Annotated in this window: 16 protein-coding genes and 1 tRNA gene; 8 read left to right on the forward strand and 9 right to left on the reverse strand. The window is 69.3% G+C overall.

What is annotated here, in order from left to right; genetic code table 11:
* The coding region (locus Aph01nite_RS18065; RefSeq protein ID WP_204042082.1) for a serine/threonine-protein kinase at nt 1-1,337 on the reverse strand (1,337 nt) is incomplete at its 3' end.
* Nucleotides 1,338-1,490: 153 nt separating this feature from the next.
* Here Aph01nite_RS18065 and rsmA point away from each other — a divergent pair.
* Nucleotides 1,491-2,339 carry a 16S rRNA (adenine(1518)-N(6)/adenine(1519)-N(6))-dimethyltransferase RsmA gene (gene rsmA / locus Aph01nite_RS18070; RefSeq protein ID WP_239161780.1) on the forward strand — a complete coding sequence of 283 codons (849 nt, stop codon included), beginning with the start codon at nt 1,491-1,493 and terminating at the stop codon, nt 2,337-2,339.
* On the opposite strand, the gene Aph01nite_RS18075 is transcribed toward rsmA, so the two are convergent.
* Together Aph01nite_RS18075 and Aph01nite_RS18080 are read right to left on the reverse strand one after the other, a co-directional pair.
* Nucleotides 2,329-3,681, reverse strand: coding sequence for an FG-GAP repeat protein (locus tag Aph01nite_RS18075; RefSeq protein ID WP_204042084.1), 1,353 nt, complete (start codon nt 3,679-3,681; stop codon nt 2,329-2,331). The two genes, rsmA and Aph01nite_RS18075, sit on opposite strands and share 11 nt — an antisense overlap.
* A 17-nt stretch (nt 3,682-3,698) precedes the next feature.
* The gene (locus Aph01nite_RS18080) at nt 3,699-5,063 is read right to left on the reverse strand and encodes a serine/threonine-protein kinase (RefSeq protein ID WP_239161781.1); all 1,365 of its coding nucleotides are present in this window, start codon (nt 5,061-5,063) and stop codon (nt 3,699-3,701) included.
* 111 nt (nt 5,064-5,174) lie between these two features.
* Between Aph01nite_RS18080 and Aph01nite_RS18085 the strand changes: the two genes are divergently transcribed.
* Nucleotides 5,175-6,074, forward strand: coding sequence for a 4-(cytidine 5'-diphospho)-2-C-methyl-D-erythritol kinase (locus Aph01nite_RS18085; protein WP_239161782.1), 900 nt, complete (start codon nt 5,175-5,177; stop codon nt 6,072-6,074).
* Nucleotides 6,075-6,090: 16 nt separating this feature from the next.
* Entirely contained in the window at nt 6,091-7,881 is a 1,791-nt protein-coding gene (locus tag Aph01nite_RS18090; RefSeq protein WP_204042085.1) for an ABC-F family ATP-binding cassette domain-containing protein, read from the forward strand.
* Nucleotides 7,882-7,992: 111 nt separating this feature from the next.
* Here Aph01nite_RS18090 and Aph01nite_RS18095 read toward each other — a convergent pair whose 3' ends face one another.
* Both Aph01nite_RS18095 and Aph01nite_RS18100 read right to left on the reverse strand, forming a co-directional pair.
* Nucleotides 7,993-9,495, reverse strand: a complete 1,503-nt coding sequence (locus tag Aph01nite_RS18095) for a trypsin-like serine peptidase (protein WP_204042086.1) — start codon at nt 9,493-9,495, stop codon at nt 7,993-7,995.
* Between the two features lie 327 nt (nt 9,496-9,822).
* Complete coding sequence (locus Aph01nite_RS18100; protein WP_204042087.1) at nt 9,823-10,335, reverse strand: MarR family winged helix-turn-helix transcriptional regulator; 513 nt, start codon at nt 10,333-10,335, stop codon at nt 9,823-9,825.
* Between the two features lie 84 nt (nt 10,336-10,419).
* Here Aph01nite_RS18100 and Aph01nite_RS18105 point away from each other — a divergent pair, with 84 nt between their 5' ends.
* The 3 genes from Aph01nite_RS18105 to Aph01nite_RS18115 all read left to right on the forward strand — a co-directional run bounded on the left by Aph01nite_RS18105 (nt 10,420) and on the right by Aph01nite_RS18115 (nt 13,035).
* Nucleotides 10,420-11,172, forward strand: a complete 753-nt coding sequence (locus tag Aph01nite_RS18105) for a trans-aconitate 2-methyltransferase (RefSeq protein WP_204042088.1) — start codon at nt 10,420-10,422, stop codon at nt 11,170-11,172.
* On the forward strand, nt 11,173-11,520 hold the full coding sequence (locus Aph01nite_RS18110; protein ID WP_204042089.1) for a VOC family protein: 348 nt from the start codon (nt 11,173-11,175) through the stop codon (nt 11,518-11,520).
* A 69-nt stretch (nt 11,521-11,589) separates the two neighbouring features.
* Nucleotides 11,590-13,035, forward strand: coding sequence for a CYTH and CHAD domain-containing protein (locus Aph01nite_RS18115; RefSeq protein WP_204042090.1), 1,446 nt, complete (start codon nt 11,590-11,592; stop codon nt 13,033-13,035).
* A gap of 156 nt (nt 13,036-13,191) precedes the next feature.
* Here Aph01nite_RS18115 and Aph01nite_RS18120 read toward each other — a convergent pair whose 3' ends face one another.
* The 4 genes from Aph01nite_RS18120 to Aph01nite_RS18135 all read right to left on the reverse strand — a co-directional run bounded on the left by Aph01nite_RS18120 (nt 13,192) and on the right by Aph01nite_RS18135 (nt 18,472).
* Entirely contained in the window at nt 13,192-14,052 is an 861-nt protein-coding gene (locus tag Aph01nite_RS18120; RefSeq protein ID WP_204042091.1) for an NUDIX hydrolase, read from the reverse strand.
* Nucleotides 14,049-16,154, reverse strand: a complete 2,106-nt coding sequence (locus tag Aph01nite_RS18125) for an RNA degradosome polyphosphate kinase (protein ID WP_204042092.1) — start codon at nt 16,152-16,154, stop codon at nt 14,049-14,051. Before Aph01nite_RS18125 ends, Aph01nite_RS18120 begins: the two co-directional genes overlap by 4 nt.
* Nucleotides 16,155-16,437: 283 nt before the next feature.
* Nucleotides 16,438-17,439, reverse strand: a complete 1,002-nt coding sequence (locus tag Aph01nite_RS18130) for a TetR/AcrR family transcriptional regulator (protein ID WP_239161783.1) — start codon at nt 17,437-17,439, stop codon at nt 16,438-16,440.
* A gap of 91 nt (nt 17,440-17,530) precedes the next feature.
* Nucleotides 17,531-18,472: an acyl-CoA desaturase gene (locus Aph01nite_RS18135; protein WP_204042093.1), complete on the reverse strand. Its 942-nt coding sequence runs from the start codon at nt 18,470-18,472 to the stop codon at nt 17,531-17,533.
* A gap of 255 nt (nt 18,473-18,727) precedes the next feature.
* Here Aph01nite_RS18135 and Aph01nite_RS18140 point away from each other — a divergent pair.
* A tRNA-Gln gene (locus Aph01nite_RS18140) sits at nt 18,728-18,800 on the forward strand.
* 150 nt (nt 18,801-18,950) lie between these two features.
* On the forward strand, nt 18,951-20,399 hold the full coding sequence (gene glmU / locus Aph01nite_RS18145; RefSeq protein ID WP_204042094.1) for a bifunctional UDP-N-acetylglucosamine diphosphorylase/glucosamine-1-phosphate N-acetyltransferase GlmU: 1,449 nt from the start codon (nt 18,951-18,953) through the stop codon (nt 20,397-20,399).
* Nucleotides 20,400-20,458: the final 59 nt, after the last annotated feature.

Consider the following 20,458-nt stretch of genomic DNA (forward strand, 5'->3'; position numbering starts at 1 on the left):
GAAGGGGGGTAAGGCGCAGCGCCGGGGGTGCCCGGGGTGGGTGAAGGAGGGTAGGGCGCAGCGCCGGCGGCACCCGGGGTGGGTGCGGGGGCATAGGGCGCAGGGCCGGAGGCAGCTGGCGAGGACGCCGGAGCGCTGGGCTGAGGGCCGGAAGGCGCGGGGGCGTAGGGTGCGGGACCCGAGGCAGCTGAGGAAGGCGCCGGAGCGTTGGACTGAGGGGTAGAAGGTGCCGGGCCTGGAGGAGCCGGGGAAGGTGCCGGGCCTGGAGGAGCTGGGGACGGGGTCGGCGCTGGGGGAGACTCCGGGGCTGGGGGTTCGGTTGTGGTGGGAGTGGGGGGTTCGACTGTGGGGGTGGGTGGGAGGGGGAAAGTCGCGGTCCGGGCGAGGATCTGAGTCACGTCGGGCTCGTCGGCGACGTTCGGAGGGGCTTCCCAGGATTCGCTGAGCATCTCGGTGGCGACCAGCGTGCGCTGAGTCCCCGCCGAAACAGAACTCAACGAAGAAGGCGCCGGAATCGCTCCGCCCACTAAAGCGATCAGAAGGTCCTGAGCGGTAGGGCGTTGGAAAGGATCGGGATCGGTCGCCCGGCGGGCCAGCTCGTTCAGGGGAGCCGGAAGCGCACCGAGATCGGGACGCCCACCCAGGACGCGGGCCGCGAGCGTGACCGCGTCCCCCCGCCCGTACGGATGCCGCCCACTCCCCGCATAAGCCACCAGACATCCCCAAGCGAAGATGTCCGTCCACGGACTGATCTCCTCGCCGCGCACCTGCTCAGGCGCCCACCACCCGGGACTCCCCAGCAGCTCACCCGACTGCGTGAACCCATGCGTCGCGTCCAGCGCCCGCGCGATCCCGAAATCGATCACCCGCGGCCCCGACATGGACAGGATCACATTCGCCGGCTTGAGGTCCCGATGCACCAGCCCCGCCACATGGATCGCGGCCAGCGCGGCGGCCACCCCGAGCGCCACTCCGTGCAGCGGCCCGGGATCGAGCGCCCCGAACTGCGCGATCTGCCGCGACAGCGGTATCCCCGCGATGTACTCGGTCACCATGTACGGCTGCCCGACCTCGGTGTTCCCGTTGTCCAGCACCTGCGCCGTACAGAACGAGGCCACCCGCCGGGCGTTCTCCACTTCCCCGTGGAAGCGTGCGGCGAAATCCTCGTCCATGGTGAACTGCGCCTTCACCACCTTGACCGCCACCAGCCGCCCCGTGGGTGCGACGGCGAGATACACGGTGCCCATGCCGCCCTCGCCCAGTCGCCCCAGCAGCCGGTAAGGGCCGATCGCGGCCGGGTCTTGCGGGGTGAGCGGCTCGGCGCCGGTCGGTTCCATCGCAGGATCTCCTACAGCCTGGAGTTGCGCGCCCACGTTATCCACCGTTGCCTCCCTTCGTACATGGGATGTTCGCCGCAGAGTTCAGCTTGGATGTTCTCAACCGGGGGGCAACAGGTAATTCGGCACGCTCGCATGCACGAGACTGGACGCATGAGTTTGCTCGGGCCCGTCGAAGTGCGCTCTCTCGCGGAGAGACTGAACATCCGTCCGACGAAGAAGCTCGGGCAGAACTTCGTGATCGACGGTGGCACGGTCCGCAAGATCGTCCGGGTGGCGGGGGTCACGCCGGAGGATGTGGTGATCGAGATCGGTCCCGGTCTCGGGTCGCTGACGCTGGCGCTGCTGGGCGAGGTCGCCCAGGTGGTGGCGGTGGAGATCGATCCGGTGCTGGCGGAGCAGCTGCCGTTGACGGTCGCGGAGATGGCCCCCGAGCACGCCGGCCGACTCTCCGTGGTGCCCGCGGACGCGCTCAGGATCGGCCCGGAGGACCTGCCCGCCGAGCCGACCGCGCTGGTGGCGAACCTGCCGTACAACGTGTCGGTGCCGGTGGTGCTGCATCTGCTGCAGATCCTGCCGTCCCTGCGGCGCGGGCTGGTCATGGTTCAGGCCGAGGTCGCCGACCGTCTCGCCGCCGCTCCCGGCTCCAAGATCTACGGCGTGCCCTCGGTGAAGGCCGCCTGGTATGCGGACGTCCGCCGGGCCGGTCCGGTCGGCCGGAACGTCTTCTGGCCCGCGCCCAACGTGGACTCCGGCCTGGTCTCCCTGGTCCGCCGTGACCCGCCGCCCACCTCCGCCACGCGCGAGGAGGTCTTCGCCGTCGTGGACGCCGCGTTCGCCCAGCGCCGCAAGACCCTCCGCGCCGCCCTCGCCTCCTGGGCCGGTACGGCTGCCGCCGCCGAAGAAGCCCTCACCAAAGCAGGCATCAACCCGGCGGAACGCGGCGAACAGCTCGACGTCCACGATTTCGCCAGAATCGCGGAGCACCGCCCTACCCGGTGACGGCCGCCCCGAACTCCAGCGCGTCCCCCTCCGGCGTGAGCAGCCGCGGCCGCTCCCCGAGCACCGACACCACCGCCACCGCCCCGGTCGCCCCCCGATCCGGTACGCCCACGAGCACGAACCCGTCCCCCGTCCGCGCCAGACTCCACCCGAAATGGTCGTACGGCCGTCCCTCCGCCAGCCGGATCAGCCGGCTGACCTCGGTCGAGTCGATGGGGATGGCCTGGATCGTCCCGCTCTCCGGCCGTCGCAGCTCGCTCTGCCCCGGCACCCCGACCAGCAGGGTCGGCCCCATGAACGCCAGGGCGTGCCCGAACATGTCCCCCGCCTCAGGCGTGTCCCCGATGCCCACCGCCCCTTCGTGCAGGGTCCTGATGAGCCGCGGATCCCCGGACGTCGACTCGAACAGCAACGCCAGCCCCGAATCCCGTACGCCGTCCAGGTCCGCGGCCGGTGCTCCGATGGCGAGGTACCCCTTGCCGGCGTAGGTCCCGAACGCCAGTGAATGCCCGAAATGATCGCCGGACCGGGAATCCATCCCGGCCTCCACCGTCGACATGTCCCAGCCGACACCCCGGTAGGTCCACGGCCTGGTCGCGACGTCGTACACGAGCGTGACCGACCCCGTGTCGATCTGCCCGGCCTCCTCCCGGTCCTCGAACGGCGCCCCGATCGCCAGATCCACGGCCGAGGCGTTCCCGCCCAGCCGCGTGTACGCGAGTGACCACCCGAACATGTCCCCGGCCTGCGCGTTCCCCGGCACCCCCGGCGAGTTCTGGGTGATCCGCTGCGGCTCCCCGGGCTTGCGCCCGTCGAACCGGAACACGTACGCCGCCCCGGAGTCGGCGACCTCGTCGGCGTCCTCGTGCGGAGCCCCCACCGCGACCGTCCCCGACGCGATGGCCAGCGACCAGCCGAAGTGCGCGTTGCCCCGGGGCGAGGGCGCCTTCAGCTCCAGCCGCGGCCCGCCCATCGCCCCACCCCAGTAGACGTAGGCGACCCCCGCGCCCGGCACGGTCCTTCCGTCCACCACCCCGGAGGCGTACGGATTGGAGACCACGACGTCCAGGCACCTGTCGCCGTCCAGATGGCCGGCTTTGGCGGTCCAGCCCGCGCCCTGGTCCAGCTGCTTCACCTGGGCGTTCAGCACCGGCCCGACCAGCACGTAGGAGCGTCCCTCCAGCGCGCTGCCCGACGTGACCGGATCGGTCACGAAGGCGTCGTTGACGCCGTCCCCGGTGAAGTCGGCGGGCGCCTTCGCGCAGGCGCCGGCCGGCGGCGAACCCGCCCCGAGCAACCCGAGGATCAAGGCCCCCACCAGGGCCGCCGCTCTCTTTCTCACGCGTAAGCCCGCCGCGTTCACAGGTGGACCTCCAGCTCGCCGCCGCCGGCCACCAGGGAGCCGGTCAGGGTGGCGGGAGTGCGGTCGTCGGGGAGCGCGTACTCGGCCGTGAGGGTGAGACGGTCGCCCGGCGGGAGCCGGTCCGGCGGGGGCGGGGAGGTCGCGGTGTGGCCGAAGCCCTGGTCGTCCACCAGGTGGGGGTAGGCCGACAGCTGGGCGGTGGCGCCGCCCATGTTGAGCAGGAGCCACGTGATGGCGCAGGAGGCGCCCTCGGCGGCGGGACGGCAGTCCGGCGGTTTGACGATCATGTGGACGTCTTGGACGACGATGCGGCGGCCGATGTCGTGGAGGCGCTCCGGGGCCGCCGCCTGTGGCGTGCCGCCCTCCCGTAAGCCGAGGTACAGACCCGCGCCGAGGACCAGGAGCCCGGCCAGGACGGCGTACGGCCATCTCCGCCGGCGGCGCGGGGTTGGCGGAGGAGGTGGGGGCTGCTGGATGTTCTCCGGCGGGTCCCAGGCCATGACCTCCGTACTGGGATCCTCGCGCCCGCCGACCAGGGCCAGCAGGAGCTCCTGGGCGGAGGGCCGGTGGCGGGGCTCCTTGTGCAGGGCGCGCCGGACGAGGGTGTCCAGGGGAGCGGGCAGGCCGTCCAGATCGGGTTCCGACTCCAGGACCCGGTGCGCGAGGACCATCGGGTCGCCCTCGCCGAACGGATGCCGCGCGCTGCCCGCGAAGCCGACCAGGCAGCCCCAGGTGAAGACGTCCACGGCGGGCGTGACCACCCGCCCCTGCAACTGCTCCGGCGCCCACCAGCCAGGAGACCCGACGACCTCGCCGGTCTCGGTGTGCCCGTGGGTGGCGTCCACCGCGCGGGCGATCCCGAAGTCGATCACCCGGGGCCCGGACATGGACAGGATCACGTTGGCCGGCTTGAGATCCCGGTGCACCAGCCCGGCGGCGTGGATGGCCGTCAGCGCGGCCGCCACGCCGAACGCCACCCCGTGCAGGGTGCCCGCCTCCAGCGCGCCGTACGTGGCGATCTGCCGGTCCAGCGGCGTCCCCGGAATGAACTCCGTGACCATGTACGGCCGGCCGTCCTCGGTCTTCCCCTGCGCCAGCACGAGCGCCGTGCAGAACGAGGCCACCCGCTGGGCGTGCTCCACCTCGGTCTGGAAGCGCACGCCGAAGTCCTCGTCCACCGCGTACTGCCGCTTGACGACCTTGACCGCGACCAGCCGGTCGCCATGCTCACCGGCGGACCGCCCCAGGTAGACGGTCCCCATCCCGCCCGTGCCGAGCCGTCCGAGCAGCTTGTACGGCCCGATTTGCGCCGGATCGCTCGAGGAAAGCGGCGCGCTGACCGAGTTGACGTCGATGTGCACTCCCCGTGAACCGCACGTTGCCGTTACCGTACCGTTCCGTGTACGGCTTTCGCCCCAATTTATGGTGATCGTTTGCCGGGCGTAGCAGCAGGTCAGTTAGGCTCGGATGCCGTGACGTCATCTGTGACCGTACGTGTGCCGGCCAAGGTCAACCTGCAGCTGTCGGTGGGGCCGCTGCGCGACGACGGCTACCACGACCTGGTGAACGTCTTCCATGCCGTCTCCCTGTTCGACGAGGTCACCGCGGCCGAGTCGGACCGGCTCTCGATCCGGGTGGTGGGCGACCCGGCCGGTCAGGTCCCGCTGGACGAGAGCAACCTGGCGATCAGGGCCGCCCGCGCGCTCGCCGCCCGAGCGGGCCGGTCGTACGGGGCGGAGCTGGTGATCCGCAAGTCCATCCCGGTGGCGGGTGGCATGGCCGGCGGCAGCGCGGACGCGGCGGCCGCCCTGGTGGCCTGCGACCGGCTCTGGGGTCTCGGGCTGTCCCGGGAGGACCTGTCGGACATCGCCGCCGACCTGGGCAGCGACGTGCCGTTCGCGCTGCTCGGCGGGACCGCCGTGGGCACCGGGCGCGGCGAGATGCTGACCCCGCTCCCGGTCTCCGGGACCTTCCACTGGGTGTTCGCGCTGGCCGACGCCGGCCTGTCCACGCCCGCCGTCTACCGCGAGTGCGACCGGCTCAGGGAGGCCGCCGGGGAGCGCGCCGGCTGGCCCGCGCTGAGCGAGCCGCTCGCCCACGCCCTGCGCGACGGCGACCCCAAGAGCCTCGGCCGGGCCCTGGTCAACGACCTGCAACCGGCCTCGATCATGCTGCGCCGCAGCCTGGCCCGGACCCTGGACGAGGGCCGCGAGCAGGGCGCGCTCGGCGCGCTGGTCTCCGGCTCCGGGCCGACCTGCGCGTTCCTCGCCGAATCCGCCGAGCACGCCCTGGACCTGTCGGTGTCCCTGCGCCGGGTCTGCCACCAGGTGGTCAGCGCGTACGGACCGGTCCCCGGAGCCGTGGTGGTCTAGATAGGCTTACCGGGCGATGAATCTGGTCAATCTTGAATCCGTCTCCCACGCCTACGGTCCCAAACCCCTGCTCTCCGGCGTCTCGCTCGGCGTCGAGGAGGGCGATCGCATCGGCGTCGTCGGCCGCAACGGCGGCGGCAAGACCACGCTGATCTCGATCATCGCGGGTCGGCTGAAGCCGGACAGCGGCCGGGTCACCCACACCCGCAACCTGCGGGTCGGCGTGCTGTCCCAGCGGGACGACTTCGCCGCCGACGCCACCGTCCAGGAGCTGGTGCTGAGCGGCAGGGCCGAGCACGAATGGGCCGGCGACGCCTCGATCCGGGAGATCCTGGCCAACCTGCTCGGCGACATCGAGCTGTCCGCCCGCGCGGGCGCCCTGTCCGGCGGCGAGCGGCGCAGGACCGCGCTGGCCCGGCTGCTGATCGGCGACGACGACCTGATCGTGCTCGACGAGCCCACCAACCACCTGGACATCGAGGCCATCGCCTGGCTGGCCGGGCACCTGGCGGCGCGCAAGTCGGCGCTGATCGTGGTCACCCACGACCGCTGGTTCCTGGACGCGGTCTCCACCAGGACCTGGGAGGTCGTGGACGCCTCGATCGAGCGCTACGACGGCGGCTACGCGGCCTACGTGCTGGCCAAGGCCGAGCGGGCGCGGATCGCGCAGGCCGCCGAGGACCGCCGCCAGAACCTGATGCGCAAGGAGATCGCCTGGCTGCGGCGCGGCCCGCCCGCGCGCACCTCCAAGCCCAAGTTCCGCATCAACGCCGCGGAAGCCCTGATCGCCGATGTGCCGCCGCCGCGCGAGACCGTCGAACTGCTCAAGTTCGCCTCGGCCCGCCTCGGCAGGACCGTCTACGACCTCGAGGACGTCACCCTGCACGCGGGCGGCCCCGGCGCGGGCCCGCTCGTGCTCGACCACTGCACCTGGCAGTTCGGCCCCGGCGACAGAATCGGCCTCATCGGCGTCAACGGCTCCGGCAAGTCCACCGTCCTCCGCCTGCTCTCCGGTTCGGTACGGCCCGACTCCGGCCGCCTGGTCGAGGGACGAACCGTCAAACTCGCCCACCTCTCCCAGGAGCTCACCGAACTCGACCCTGCCCGCCGCGTCCTGGAGACGGTCGAGGAGATCCGCAAGTACATCACCGTCGGCAAGAAGGAGTGGTCGGCCTCGCAGCTGCTGGAGCGGCTCGGGTTCAAGGGCGACGCCCAGTGGAAGGTGATCGGCGACCTGTCCGGCGGCGAGCGGCGGCGGCTCCAGCTGCTCCGGCTCATCATGGACGAGCCGAACGTGCTCCTGCTGGACGAGCCCACCAACGACCTCGACATCGAGACCCTCACCGAGCTGGAGGACCTGCTCGACGGCTGGCCGGGCACCCTGGTGGTGGTCAGCCACGACCGCTACTTCCTGGAGCGCGTCTCGGACCGTACGGTGGCGCTGCTCGGCGACGGCAGGCTGTCGATGCTGCCCGGGGGCGTGGACGAGTACCTGGAGCGCCGGGCGGCCGGGAACGCGCTGTCGGCGCGCGCGGCGTCCGCCACGCCGGTCCTGGTGGCCGAAGCGCCGGTCACGGTCGGGCTGTCCGCCAAGGAGCAGCGGGAACTCCAGAAGGAGCTGTCGCGGCTCGAACGGCAGCTGGACAAGCTCACCGAACGCGAAGGGAAGGTGCACGCCCAGATGGCGGCGGCGGCCAGTGACTTCGAACAGCTCGGCAAGCTCGACGCGGAACTGCGCGAGATCGCCGCATTGAAGGAGAGCACCGAGCTCGAATGGATGGACGTGGCCGACCGCCTCGGCGAATGATCGCCTGACCGTCCTACGGAGCACACAGAAAGGGCCCGGCCGAGCGTGGCCGGGCCCTTTGTTTTCTGTGCTCAGGCGAACCGGGGCACCTCCGGTTCTCCCCGATCGCTACTAGACGATCCGGCCCGACCAGAGGTTCTTGGCCGCGCTGTAGACGCCGTAGGTCTCACCGTCGAAGTACGGGGAAACCGAGGTGTCGTAACGGTTGTTCTTGTCGGTGTCGGAGACACCGATGGTGACACCGTTCAGGTAGCCAAGGCGGCGAGCGCTCTTGTAGTTCAGCAGCCAGGAGGAGCCGATGGAGCCCTCACCCGTGAAGCTGGACTTGATGCCGATGAGCTCCTCGGCCTTGATGGCCGAAGCGGAAGCCGCGAAGGTCTTGCCGTACGCCCACTTGAGGGTCTTGCCGGAGAAGGCGTAGTTGCCGTCCGGGTGCGACCCGCTCGGGTAACCGAACACGAAGACCGGCTTGCCGACCTTCTGGTTGTACGCCAGACCCTGGCCGCCGACGTTGTCGCCGAGACGACCGACGTCCTTGAGACCGATGGACAGCAGCTTGCCGACGACCTTGTAGTCCAGGTCGATGTTCACCCAGAAGGTACGCTTGAAGTAGTCGTACCCACGGCCGTCCCTCTTGGAGAAGTACAGCGTCTTCTTGTCGGGGCTGAAGTACCAGGAGCCGTCGGCCTGGTGGCCGGGGGGCGCCCGGAACTCGTCGTCCGAGATCTCCTTGGTGTCGAACCCGGTGCCGCTGACGGGGTTCTTCCAGGTGTCCTCAGGGTCGATGTACGGGTTGTACTTGTGGAACTCCGTCCAGTCGGCGGCCAGCTTCTGCGAGCCGGGCGTGCCGACCGGCTTCAGCGTGCGGACCTCCACGACCTCCAGGTTGGAGTACCCGGTGGTCTTGTCGGCCTCGAGCCTGGCCTTCTCCGCGTCAGCCAGAGCCTTGGTCGGGTAGACCTTGCTCTCGTAGTCCTTGTCGAAGGCGGCGGACGTCGGGATGACGCCGTTGTACACGGTGACGAACGCGTAGTCGCGGTCGCCGTCCTCGTACACGTCGAAGTCGTAGTGCGTGAAGCCCTGCTTACCGACGTAGATGCCCCAAGGAGTCTTGCCCTGGTAGTAGCCGGGGACGAAGACCCACTTGTCGAGGGTGGCGGCGTTGCTCTCGGTGTCGTACACGCAGTGACCGGCCGTGGCGACCAGGTTGCGGTAGGCGGACTGCACCGAGGTGCCGGTGCACCAGTGCGGGTCGCCGTCGGCGCCGATGAAGAACACCTTGCCCGAGGTCTTGGGCAGGTTGACGTTCTTCGACTTGCTGGAGCTCTTCTTCTCGTCCCCGATCGCGGGGATCACGCCGGGCTTGCTGTCCGCGGCGGGACCACCGGTCGAGATGTGCTTGGCGACGACCTTGGTCTCCACGTCGTAAGGCGTGGCGCCGATCAGGTTCGCCTTGAACTCGCCGAGCCAGAACTTGGCCACCTGCTGAGCGGCGAGGTTGGTGTTGGCCAGGATGACCGACGGAACCTCGTCGGCCGCCTGGGCCGGAGCGGAGACCAGAGCGGAGGCCAGCAGCCCCGCGCTGATGCCGCCCACGATGAATGTGCGCTTCATGGTGTAACCCCAGGTCTGTCGTGGGACGTCACTTGCGCCCCATGCGTCAGTAAAGGAACAGATAGAAGCTATAAGACGATCTACCGTTGCGAAAGTGAAACCGGCATCAGACCGGGGGTGGGGCAGCTCCTGATACATCACGTACCTGAGCGAAAGCTGTGAAAAGAAGGGTCATTTCCCCTGCTGGCAGCGGCTTCCCGAAATGATCATGCTGGACCGGTGCAAATGAGGTGTGTGACGTAAATCACATACCCCAAATGAAACCGTTAGGCGCTATCGTCCCGTCTTACTCGGGTTTCGCCTGCCTCCTGCCGGGCAGTGAGGCCCCTACGCTCCGCTGTCGGAAGCGTCAAAAGGGACAAGTAGCGTGCGCAGCAGGCCCGACAGGGCCTGCTGTTCATGCTTGCCCAGGGCGGCCAGGAGTTCCTGCTCCCGGCGGAGCAGTCCGGCGAAGGCCGCGTCCACCCGTTCCAGCCCGGCCGGGGTGAGCCGGACCAGTACGCCGCGGCGGTCCTCCGGGTCCGGATTGCGGGTCACCAGGCCGGCGTCGGCCAGCCGGTCGATGCGGTTCGTCATCGTGCCCGAGGTCACCAGCGTGGCACGCAGCAGCGCGCCCGGACTCAGCTCGTACGGCTTCCCGGACCGGCGCAGGGCCGTGAGGACGTCGAACTCCCAGGATTCCAGGTCGTGCTCGGCGAAGCTGGCCCGCCGGGCGCGCTCCAGGTGGCGGCTCAGCCGGGACACCCTGCTCAGCACCTGCAGCGGGCTGACGTCCAGGTCGGGACGCTCCTGCTTCCAAGCGGCAACGAGCCGGTCAACTTCATCCTCGGCCTGTCTCATGGACAGCAAGTCTAATCTGTCTTGACGTCGAGACATCTATCACGATATCAAGTATCTTGACATCGAGATAAATGGAGTCGCGCCATGTGGGAGCCCACCCTGTACGGCCGGTACGCCGACCAGCGTTCCCGTCCCTTCTTCGAGCTCGTGGCCAGGATCGGCGCCCAGGATCCCCGGACCGTCGTCGACCTGGGCTGCGGCACCGGCGAGCTCACCGTGCAACTGGCCCACCGCTGGCCGGACGCGGATCTGACCGGGGTGGACTCTTCCCCCGAGATGCTGGCCAAAGCCCCCGCGGGAGCCAGGTTCGAACTGCTGGACGCACGCGCCTGGAAACCCGCGGAACCGGTCGACGTGATCGTCTCCAACGCGCTCCTGCAGTGGATCCCGGAACACCGCGACCTGCTCACCCGCTGGGTGGCCGAGGACCTGGCCCCCGGCGGCTGGCTGGCCTTCCAGGTGCCCGGCAACTTCGACTTCCCCAGCCATGTGCTGATCCGCGACCTGTGCCAGAGCGCCGCCTGGCGGGACGACCTGGGCGACCTGGTGAGGCACGCGCCGGTGGGCGACCCGGTGGAGTACCTGGACCTGCTCGCGAACTGCGCGGTGGACGCCTGGGAGACCACCTACGTGCACCTGCTCCAGGGCGAGGACGCCGTGCTCACGTGGGTGCGCGCGACCGCGCTGCGGCCCATGCTGGCCCGGCTCACCCCGGACCGGCAGGCCGAGTTCCTGGCGGACGCCGCCCGGCTGCTCGGCGAGGCCTACCCACGCCGGGCGTACGGGACGCCGTTCCCGTTCCGGCGCATCTTCGTCGTCGCCAGGAAGGAGTCGTAAATGATCGTGGGATTTCATCACGTGCAGCTGGCCGCGCCCGCCGGGAGCGAGCCGGAACTGCGCGCCTTCTACGTGGGCGTGCTGGGTATGGTGGAGGTGGAGAAGCCTCCTGAGCTGGCCAAACGTGGCGGCGCCTGGTTCCGGGGCGAGGGCGTGGAACTGCACCTCGGCATCGAGGCGGACTTCCGGCCGGCCCGCAAGGCGCATCCCGCGCTCCTGGTCAGCGACCTGGACGAATTGATGGCGCGGTTGCCGGATGCCGTACCGGACGAGTCGTTGCCGGGGTATCGGCGGTGCCACGTGTTCGACCCGGTGGGGAATCGCATCGAGCTCTTGCAAATTCCTTGAGCGATTTGTTCACCTTCAGGTGGCATTATGGCCGCACATACGCGGCCGTCTGTTCACTGCGAGGTGCTAGTGGCGATCGAGATCGAAGACAAGTTCGACGTTCCCGCCGAGTACGAGATCCCGGACCTCAGCGATCTCAAAGGTTGTGCCGCGGCCGTGGGGCCGAGGACCTATTCCCTGGTAGCCCTCTACTTCGACACGCCTGACCTGCGGCTCGCCGCGCGCGGCATCACGCTGCGCCGCAGGCGCGGCGGCGACGACTCCGGCTGGCACCTCAAACTGCCGAAATCCAAGGGCGTACGGCAGGAGATCACCCACCCGCTCACCCGGAGCACCAAGGTCGTGCCCCAGGAGCTGGCCGACCTCGTCACGGTCTACACCCGCGGGAAGGAACTCGTCCCGGTCGCCCAGCTCGACACCAGACGCGGCGTCATCCGCCTGATGGACGCGCACGGCGAGCTCCTCGGCGAGGTCGCCGACGACCGGGTCAAGGGCACCGTGCTCGGCGAGCCGCCCGTCGTCAGCCGCTGGCGCGAGGTCGAGGCCGAACTGGTCAAGGGTGACGACGCGCTGCTGCGCCGGGTCGGCAAGAAGCTGCGCAAGGCCGGTGCCGTCCCGGCCGCGACGGCCAGCAAGCTCGGCCGGCTGCTCGGCGACGCCGTCCCCGTCAAGCCGGAGCCGCCCCAGGCGGGTACGGCCGGCGCGGTCGTCGTGGACTATTTCCGCAGCCAGGTCGAGCACCTCATCGCCCACGACGGGCCGGTGCGCCGCGCCGAGCACGACGCCGTGCACCAGGCCAGGGTGGCCTGCCGCCGGATGCGCAGCGCGCTCAAGGCGTTCAAGTCCCTGGTCGAGGACACCCCCGAACTCCAGGAGGAGCTGCGCTGGCTGGGCGAGGTGCTCGGCGAGGTGCGCGACCTGGAGGTCATCCGGGCCAGATTCGCCGAGCACCTGGACGGCCTGGACGAAAACATGATCGTCGGCCCGATCCGCGCGCGCCTCGGCAGCGACCTGGAGGCCAAGGAGAACCTCGCGTACGCGCGCGTCCGAGAGGCCATGAGCGGCGAACGCTACTTCGCGCTGCTGGACGCCCTGGAAGCGCCGCTGCCCCTCACCGGCAAGGCCGCCAAATCCGCTGAGGGCACCCTGGAGAAGATCGCCGGCAAGGAGTGGCTGCGGGTCGAAGGCCGGTACGCCACCGCCCAGGCCCTGGAGGACCCCGGCGAACGCGAGATCGCCATGCACGACGTGCGCAAAGCCGCCAAACGGGCTCGCTACACGGCTGAGGCGCTGGGCCTCACCAAGGAGGCGAAGCGCGCGGAATCCGTCCAGGAAGTGCTGGGCCTGCACCAGGACGGCGTCGTCGCCCAGCAGACCCTCGAGTCCGAGGCGGAGCAGGCCCGTAAGGTCGGCGAGGACACCTTCACCTACGGCGTCCTCGCCGGCATCGAACACGCCACCGCCGAGCGCGCCCACCGCAAGTTCCCCTCGGTCTGGGCCAAGGTCACTGCTTAGCCGCGCTCCCAACTTCACCCATTGCCCACGCAGATGTCCGAATGAGGGCTTGCCGGAGCTCTCCCACCCACCCACCCTCTCTGAGCCGGCGCTCGGCCCGCCGGCAATCGCCGCGCCGTTGGTCGTACGCCAGCGTCGCCGCGAACCCGGCCAGTGTCACGTTCCGTAACGTTCCACAGAGACAAGTTGGTCGCCGTTGCGGTGGACCACCGCCAGTTCGCCTTTGCGTAGGTGGGTGTCGCCGCAGCGGTGGTCGCAGATGCCGTCCAGCAGGCCGGGCGCGACCTTGCCGTGCGTGCACACCACCGCGGGTTCGTCCAGTTTGCGGATCAGGCGGAGGGTCTCGCGGGGTTCGTAGTTGTTCTCCGTGAGCAGTTTCTCCTTGCGGACGGGGAGGTCGTTCTTCGTCGCGTACGGCTTGAGGGTCTGCACGCACCGTTTGCTGGGGGAGCTGACCAGGGCCGTGGGCGCGTACGCGGTGAGGATGCCGGCCAGGGTCTCCGCCTGGGCGGCGCCGACCTGGTCCAGCGGGCGGCGGTCGTCGTCGCCCTTCCAGTCCTGGCGGGAACCGGCCTGGGCGTGCCGTACCAGGATCAGCGGGGTGGTGCGGAGGGGGGCGGCGGTGAGGGCGCGGAGCAGGCCCGCGTCCCACTCGTAGGTGAGGCGGCGGCGGGCGGCGTCCAGGGTGAGCCAGGCGACCTGGTCCACCTCGTCGACGGCTTCGAGGGCGTCCAGGTCGCCGATGCCGACGGCCTGGGCGGCCCAGTAGTCGACCCGCTTGAGGCCGCCGTCCTTCAGGTAGTGCACGGGGGGAAGCGCGCGGCCGAGGACGACCCGCAGGCCGGTCTCCTCGGCGACCTCGCGGAGGCACGCGGCGATCACGTGCTCGCCGGGTTTCAGCTTGCCCTTGGGGAAGGACCAGTCGTCGTACCGGGGGCGGTGCACCACCGCGACCTCCGGTTCGCGCTCGTCACCACGCCAGATCACGGCGCCGGCGGCGCGTACCACATCGGTCATTTGCCGTCTTCCACCGTTCGCCACCGACGCGTGCCGATGAGGTAGTGCTGAAGGTCGTTTTCGCCTCGGTGTCTTTGCCAGCGTCCGTCCGCGTTGAGCCACCATGAGTCCGTCCCATCGGAGAAGGCCCGATCGAGCAGGTCCGCGATGTACGAGCGATGTTGCGTGCCGGTCACCTTGACCAGGGCCTCCACCCGGCGGTCCAGGTTCCGGCGCATCAGATCGGCGCTGCCGATCCAGTACTCCGGACGCCTGCCCCCGCCGAACTCGAAGACCCGGGAGTGTTCAAGGAACCGGCCGAGCACGCTTCTGACCCGGATCGTCTCGGACAAACCCGGAACGCCCGGGCGGAGCGTGCAGATGCCCCGCACCCAGAGGTCGATCGGAACCCCCGCCTGCGAGGCGCGGTAGAGCGCGTCGATGATCGGCTCGTCCACCAGCGAGTTGGTCTTGATGCGGATCCTGGCCGCCCGGCCGGCCTTCTGGTGGGCGATCTCCCGCTCGATCCGGCCCAGCAGGCCCTGGCGCATCGAGTGCGGCGCGACCAGCAGGCGGCGGTAGGCCGAGTGGTTGGAGTAGCCGGTGAGGTGGATGAACAGGTCGGTGACGTCCTCGCCCATCAGCGGGTCAGCGGTCAGCAGGCCGAAGTCCTCGTACATGCGGGCGGTCTTCGGGTTGTAGTTGCCGGTCCCGATGTGGCAGTAGCGGCGCAGCTCGCCGCTCGGCTCCTGCCGTACGACCAGGGCCAGCTTGCAGTGGGTCTTCAGGCCGAGCACGCCGTAGACCACGTGACAGCCGGCGCGCTCCAGCTTGCGGGCCCAGGAGATGTTGGCGTGCTCGTCGAACCTGGCCTTGATCTCGACCACGACCACGACCTGCTTGCCCGCCTCCGCCGCGTCGATCAGGGCGTCCACGATCGGGGAGTCGCCGCTGGTCCGGTAGAGCGTCTGCTTGATCGCCAGCACGTACGGATCGGCCGCGGCCTGCTCGATGAACCGCTGCACACTCGTGGAGAACGAGTCGTACGGGTGGTGCAGCAGGATGTCCCGCTCCCGCATCAACGCGAAGATGTCATCATCCGCGTGTACGGCCTCCGCCGGCACGAACGGCCGGTAGCTCAGCTCGCCCCGGTTGTTCTGCGCCGGGCCGATGTCGGCGATCGCGTGCAGGCCGGACAGGTCCAGCGGGCCGGGCAGCCGGTAGATCTCGTGTTCGGCGACGCCCAGCTCCTCCACCAGGAGTTCGAGGACCTCGTCGGTGATGGTCTCCTCCACCTCCAGGCGGACCGGCGGCCCGAACCTGCGGCGCAGCAGTTCCCGTTCCAGAGCCTGCATAAGGTTCTCGGTGACGTCCTCGTCCACGTCCAGGTCCTCGTTCCTGGTGACGCGGAAGACGTGGTGCTGGACGACCTCCATGCCCTTGAACAGCTGGCCGAGGTGGGCGGCGATGACATCTTCCAGCGGGACGAAACGGTCCTGGGACGCGGTCACGAACCGGGGCAGCTGGCTGGGGACCTTCACCCGCGCGAAGACCGTGTTGCCCGTGGCCGGGTTTCGGACGGTGACCGCGAGATTCAGCGAAAGCCCGGATATGTACGGGAACGGGTGCGCCGGGTCCACCGCCAGCGGCGTCAGCACCGGCCGGATGCGCTCCCGGAAGAGTTTGCGCATCGCCGTGCGCTCGTCCCGCCCGAGGTCGTCCCACCGGACGATCTCGATGCCCTCGGCCGCCAGATCCGGCCCCACCAGCTTGTGGAAGCACGCGTCGTGCCGCCGCGCCAGCCCGTCCGCGATCCCCGCGATCCTGGCCAGCTCCTCGCGCGGTTTCAGCCCGCTCTTCGTCCGCAGCAGCAGGCCGGTGGCCATCCGCCGTTTCAGCCCCGCGACCCGGACCCGGAAGAACTCGTCCAGGTTGCTCGCGAAGATCGCGAGAAACCGGACCCGTTCCAGCAGCGGCGTCCTGGGGTCCTCGGCCAGCTCAAGGACTCGCTCATTGAACTGCAGCCAGCTCTCCTCCCGGTTCAGAAACCGGTCGGGCGGCAACGGCCGTTCATCCGGACTTTGATCTTCCTGCTTCGAGACGATAGAGATTTCGGCGGACATGTCCTAAATATGCCCGAACTTGTTGAACGGAACGTTAACTTCCAGGAGTGTCTCTGGGCGATCGTTCAGTCACATTGGCCGCGCCTCCGGCACGGCGGGCTTGGCCGCCGGGAAGCCTGCGTCTTCCCTCCTCCGCTCTGGTCGCCGCGCTCCCGGCGCTCCGTCAGTCCAGACACAGGCGCGGCCAAGCCGGGGGCATACGAATTACGGGGCGGCGATTGCCGAACGGGCCGAGCGCCAGCTCAAAAGGGTGGGCGGGTGGGAGAAAACGGCAACAATGTGACTATTGGGGTTCGGCATCGGCCAAGCGGGCTTGGAGTTCGGCTTGACGGGCTTCGAGCGCACGGACACGTTCCTGTTCGCGCAGTTCGCGTTCACGCTGCTTCTCGAGCTCCCGCTGCAGCTTCTCGTGCTCCTTGGCCTCACGCTCCCGCAGCTTCTCCAACTCCCGCTGCGCCTTCTCCTGCTCCCTGAGCTCCCGCTCCCGCGCTCGCTCCAACTCCTTCGCCTCACGCTCCCGCTGCTTGTCGAACTCCCGCCGCAGCTTCTCCTGCTCCCGCTGCTCCCGCTCCCGCTGCTTCTCCAGCTCCTTCCGCTCCTTCTCCGAGATCGGCGCAGGCGCCTCGAACACCCCAGGAGCGAGAATCAACCCACGAGAAGCCCCGGTCAGCCGCGGATTCGGATCGAGACTGGTCAACCCGTTCCAGCACAGATTCACCAGATGCGCGGCCACCGCCTCCCGGGACGGCTTGCGCACGTCGAGCCACCACTGCCCGGTCAACGCCACCATCCCGACCAGCATCTGCGCGTACATCGGCGCGAGTTTCGGGTCATACCCACGTTCCACGAACTCGTCCGCCAGCACATCCTCCACCTGACTCGCGATGTCGCTGATCAGGCTCGCGAAGGTCCCCGTCCCGGAGGCCGCGTGCGAATCCCGCACCAGGATCCGGAACCCCTCACTGCTCTCCTCGATGTACTGCAACAGCGCCAGCGCCGCCCGCTCCAGCTTCACCAGCGCGTGCGAAGCCGACAACGCCTGCGTGACCAGGCTCAGCAGCCGCTGCATCTCCCGGTCGATGACGACGGCGTAGATCCCCTCTTTGCCCCCGAAGTGCTCGTACACCACCGGCTTGGACACCTTCGCGGTGGCCGCGATCTCCTCGACCGAGGTCCCGTCGAAGCCCTTCTCCGCGAAGAGCGCACGACCGATCTGGATCAACTGCTCGCGCCGCTCGGCGCCGGTCATGCGTCTACGGGATCTGGGTTCGGTCACGGGTTCCATAATGGCGCTCCCCGTGGATTCCGGCCCAGCGGGGGACGGAAGACGTACGGCTACCACGATCTCCGCGGTAGCCGTACGAGAGTTGCCTGGGTCAGCCAAGGCGTTTCGCCGCCAGTCGTTCGGGGGTGGGCCAGCGCACGTCGTACACCCAGCCGAGTTTCTCGAAGACGCGGATGGTGCCGGCGCTGAGGTCGATCTGGCCCTTCAACGCGCCGTGCCGCGCGCAGGTGGGGTCAGAGTGGTGCAGATTGTGCCAGGACTCGCCGAAGGACGGGATGGCCAGCCACCAGACGTTGCGCGACTTGTCGCGGACTTCGAACGCCTCGTCGCCGAACACGTGGCAGATCGAGTTGATCGACCAGGTGACGTGGTGGAGCAGGCCGATCCGGATCACGGTGCCCCAGAAGAACGCGGTCGCCGCGCCCTGCCAGGACCAGGTGATCAGGCCGCCGAGGACGGCGGGGAGGACCAGGGAGGTGATCGCCAGAGTGGGGAAGAACTTGTGGAGCTTGATGACGTCGGGGTCTTTGACCAGGTCCGGGGCGTATTTCGCCCGGTTGGTGCGGTGTGTCTCGAAGAGCCAGCCCATGTGAGCCCAGAGCAGGCCCTTGGTGATCGCCCAGAAGCCGGTCCCGAACCGCCATGGCGAGTGCGGGTCGCCCTCCTTGTCGGAGAACTTGTGGTGCTTGCGATGGGTCGCGACCCAGTCGAGCACGGACATCTCCAGGGAGAGGCTCCCCGCGATGCCCAGCGCGATCTTCATGGGCCGCTTCGCCTTGAACGAGCCGTGGGTGAAGAACCGGTGCAGACCGACCGTCACACCCAGTCCGGAGACGACGTAGAAGACGAAGCCGATGGCGACGTCGACCCAGCTGAGCAGGCCCCAGCTCCAGGCCATCGGGACGGCGACGGCGAGCGCCACCAGGGGCGCGCCGACGACGAAACCAAAGGTGATGAGCTCGGGTAGGGTCTTCGGCTCGGGGTCGATGTCCGGTTTCGGCTGCGGAGCGGCTCGCTCCGTGGCAACGGTCATGGGCTACCTCGCGGTCGTGGGAGAGACTGGCTACGCCACCGTAACTTACGCCATCGTAAGTAAGGAAGCCCTAAGTTGTGACTGTATGGAACATGACCGTTGAACGACCATCTCGTGGCATTCCCCCGACTTGCCACCAAACCCGCTTCGTGCTACCGCGCCCGGCGCGGACACGGGCGGCGATATGTCCACGCGTCTCGATGGCGCTCCCGGTAAGGTGGGGGCTGATCGAACCCGGTGGAAAGGTTCGAGCTATCCGGCGTTGGGTAATTGGCAGCCCGCCAACCTTTGGAGTTGGTTTGTCCTGGTTCGAGTCCAGGCGCCGGAACGCGGTGGAGGGTGGCGTGCTGGCGGTGATCGGTACCCGGCCAGGTAAGCTCACGTTGTCGAGTGGGTGACCGTGCGGTGCCTTGGCGGTAGCCGTACAGCATCCTGATCTAGACCCGTCTCACCAGCGGATCCGAGGGAGCTCCCACAAGTGAGTGCGCCGCGCCCGGCCGCCGTCATCGTCCTCGCCGCCGGCGAGGGCACGCGGATGAAGTCGAAGACCCCGAAAGTTCTGCACGAGCTGTGCGGCCGTTCCCTGGTCGGCCACATGCTCGTGGTCGCCCGGGGCCTCAGCCCCGAGAAGCTGATCGTCGTCATCGGCCACGCGCGCGAACAGGTGGAGGCCCATCTGGCCCGGACCTCGCCCGACGCGCTCCAGGTCGTCCAGGAGCAGCAGAACGGCACCGGCCACGCCGTCCGCACGGTCCTGGAGACGGTCGGCACCATTGAAGGAACGGTCCTGGTGACGTACGGCGACACGCCGCTGCTGCGCACCGAGACCCTCGCCGCCCTGCTGGCCCGCCACGCCGAGGACGCCAACGCCGTCACCGTGCTCACCGCGAACGTCCCCGACCCGACCGGCTACGGAAGGATCATCCGGGACAACACCGGAGCGGTCCTGGAGATCGTCGAGGAGAAGGACGCCACGCCCGGGCAGCGCGCGATCACCGAGATGAACTCGGGGGTGTACGCGTTCGACGGCCTGCTCCTGGCCGACGCCGTGAAGCGCGTCTCCACCGCCAACGCCCAGGGCGAGGAATACCTCACCGACGTGCTGGCCATCCTGCGCGAGGACGGCCACCGCGTCGGCGCCCACGTCGCGGCCGACTACATCGAGGTCGAGGGCGTCAACAACAAGGTCCAGCTGGCCTTCGCCCGCCGGGTGCTGAACGAGCGCATCCTCCACGGGCACATGCTGAACGGCGTCACCGTGATCGATCCGGCCAGCACCTGGATCGATGCCGAGGTCACCCTGGAGGCCGACGCGGTGATCCACCCCGGCACCCAGCTCCACGGCGCGACCCGGATCGGGTCCGGCGCCGAGGTCGGCCCCGCCACCACGCTCACCGACACGATCGTGGGCGAGGAGGCGGTCGTCCGCAACGCGGTCTGCTTCAGCTCCGAGATCGGCGCGCGCGCCTCCGTGGGCCCGTTCGCGTACCTGCGGCCGGGCACCCGGCTCGGTGCGAAGGGCAAGATCGGGACGTACGTGGAGACCAAGAACGCCACCATCGGCGAGGGTTCCAAGATCCCGCACCTCAGCTACGTGGGCGACGCCACCATCGGCACCGGCACCAACATCGGCGCCGCCTGCGTCTTCGTGAACTACGACGGAGTCACGAAGAGCCACACCACGGTGGGCGACCACGTCCGGGTGGGCAGCGACAACATGCTGATCGCCCCCTTGGACATCGGCGACGGCGCGTACACGGCGGCGGGCTCGGTGCTCGTCACCGACGTGCCGCCGGGGGCGATGGCGGTGGCACGCAGCCGCCAGCGCAACGTCGAAGGCTGGGTGTTCCGCCGCCGTGCGGGCACCGCGGCGGCGGAGGCGGCGCAGCGGGCGCTCGACGAGGGGCAGGCCCAGCGTGGGCAGTAACGGATCGGATCAAGGCGCGGTCAGCCGCGTATCACCGGATTATCCCGGGCCAGGAGGAG

It is taken from the genome of Acrocarpospora phusangensis (assembly GCF_016862995.1).
In the GTDB taxonomy this organism is placed as follows: domain Bacteria; phylum Actinomycetota; class Actinomycetes; order Streptosporangiales; family Streptosporangiaceae; genus Acrocarpospora; species Acrocarpospora phusangensis.

What these genes read in the sequence shown, in the direction of transcription:
- rsmA (WP_239161780.1), top strand. Translation starts at nt 1,491, where the DNA reads ATGAGTTTGCTCGGGCCCGTCGAAGTGCGCTCTCTCGCGGAGAGACTG.
- Aph01nite_RS18090 (WP_204042085.1), top strand. Translation starts at nt 6,091, where the DNA reads ATGAATCTGGTCAATCTTGAATCCGTCTCCCACGCCTACGGTCCCAAA.
- Aph01nite_RS18095 (WP_204042086.1), bottom strand. Translation starts at nt 9,495, where the DNA reads ATGAAGCGCACATTCATCGTGGGCGGCATCAGCGCGGGGCTGCTGGCC.
- Aph01nite_RS18100 (WP_204042087.1), bottom strand. Translation starts at nt 10,335, where the DNA reads ATGAGACAGGCCGAGGATGAAGTTGACCGGCTCGTTGCCGCTTGGAAG.
- Aph01nite_RS18105 (WP_204042088.1), top strand. Translation starts at nt 10,420, where the DNA reads ATGTGGGAGCCCACCCTGTACGGCCGGTACGCCGACCAGCGTTCCCGT.
- Aph01nite_RS18110 (WP_204042089.1), top strand. Translation starts at nt 11,173, where the DNA reads ATGATCGTGGGATTTCATCACGTGCAGCTGGCCGCGCCCGCCGGGAGC.
- Aph01nite_RS18120 (WP_204042091.1), bottom strand. Translation starts at nt 14,052, where the DNA reads ATGACCGATGTGGTACGCGCCGCCGGCGCCGTGATCTGGCGTGGTGAC.
- Aph01nite_RS18125 (WP_204042092.1), bottom strand. Translation starts at nt 16,154, where the DNA reads ATGTCCGCCGAAATCTCTATCGTCTCGAAGCAGGAAGATCAAAGTCCG.
- Aph01nite_RS18130 (WP_239161783.1), bottom strand. Translation starts at nt 17,439, where the DNA reads ATGGAACCCGTGACCGAACCCAGATCCCGTAGACGCATGACCGGCGCC.
- Aph01nite_RS18135 (WP_204042093.1), bottom strand. Translation starts at nt 18,472, where the DNA reads ATGACCGTTGCCACGGAGCGAGCCGCTCCGCAGCCGAAACCGGACATC.